This is a genomic window from Serratia sp. OS31, assembly GCF_014164835.1.
GTDB lineage: Bacteria > Pseudomonadota > Gammaproteobacteria > Enterobacterales > Enterobacteriaceae > Serratia > Serratia liquefaciens_A.
This window is the reverse complement of the sequence record NZ_JACJFQ010000092.1, coordinates 1-1374: the sequence shown is the minus strand read 5'-3', so window position 1 is coordinate 1374 and position 1374 is coordinate 1. Positions and strand designations below refer to the sequence as shown.

Here is a 1374-nt window from a genome sequence, read left to right as displayed (position 1 = left end):
GCTGAGGTCACAGATGGCCCGCAGTTCGGCCGGCAAATGTATCTCCATGAACCGCCCCGGGTTTCTTGGAGACTAAACTCTTAGTGAAAGGAGACCTGAAATGAAATCACAATCCGCCAGACGCTATCCCCCTGAACTGCGTGAGCGCGCTGTCAGAATGTTGTTGGAACACCGTGATGAGTATGACTCTGAGCCGGATGCCATTCGTGCCATCTCGTCAAAAATCGGGTGCCATTACGACACCCTGCGAGCCTGGTTGCGTCAGCATAGAAACGATGTCCGTGGTGGTGTAAGCCCCGTCATCACTGATGAGGGGGGACTGAGTACCCATGAGCGCCAGCGTTTAAAAGAACTGGAACGTGAGAACCGGGAGCTACGTCGCAGCAATGATATATTGCGCCAGGCCTCAGCTTATTTTGCTCAGGCGGAGCTCGACCACCATTGGAAAAAATAATGCCGCTGATGCAGCGTCTGAGTGGTGCACACGGGGTCGGGCCGGTATGTCGCGAACTGAATATTGCCCCGTCGACCTATTACTGGCATCAACAACGCCGGCTGCATCCTGAAAAATGTAGCCAGCGAGAAAAGTGTGATGCTCAAATCAGCCAGGAGATAAAACGCGTTTACGAAGAAAATTACAGTGTCTATGGTGCACGAAAAGTCTGGCGCCAGTTACTTCGCGAGGGTTTTAGCGTTGCCCGGTGTACTGTTGAACGCCTGATGAAAACAATCGGTCTTCGGGGGGTACTCCGCGGCAAAGTGATCCGGACCACGATTAGCTGCAAAACAGCGGCAGCAGCGGATCTGGTCAATCGCCAGTTCGTGGCTGAACGCCCCAATCAGCTTTGGTGTGCAGATTTTACGTACGTCAGCACCTGGCAGGGCTTCGCGTATGTGGCGTTCATCATCGATGTGTTCGCAGGCACGATCGTTGGCTGGCGGGTCTCATCGTCGATGGAAGCAAGGTTCGTACTAGATGCTCTGGAACAAGCTCTGTGGGCACGTCGCCCCTCAGGTACAATCCATCACTCGGACAAGGGTTCCCAATACGTGTCACTGGCGTACACCCAACGGCTGCAGGATGCGGAGCTGTTGGCATCGACAGGCAGTACGGGCGACTCTTACGATAATGCCCTGGCCGAGAGTATCAATGGGCTTTACAAAGCTGAAGTAATACACCGTAAAAGCTGGAAAAACCACACAGAAGTGGAGCTTGCAACACTCGCGTGGGTGGACTGGTTCAACAATCGAAGGTTGCTTGAACGGCTAGGACACATACCGCCTGCAGAAGCCGAAAAAGCCTATTATGCTTCCAGTGCAAATAATGTTCTGGCAGCCTGAGCTTCTGGACTTAACTCTCTCCAAGAAAACCGG

The 1374-nt window shown here is 53.3% G+C and carries 1 protein-coding gene and 1 other annotated feature; the gene reads left to right on the top strand.

Going from position 1 to position 1374, the window contains the following annotated elements; genetic code table 11:
* Window positions 1–100: 100 nt before the first annotated feature.
* A protein-coding gene (locus H5P17_RS26425; protein ID WP_370570069.1) for an IS3 family transposase occupies window positions 101–1341 on the top strand; the annotation gives its coding sequence in 2 pieces (ribosomal slippage) (window positions 101–437 and window positions 437–1341; 1242 coding nt in all).
* Window positions 409–525, top strand: a sequence feature (AL1L pseudoknot). Its footprint overlaps the gene before it by 117 nt.
* Window positions 1342–1374: the final 33 nt, after the last annotated feature.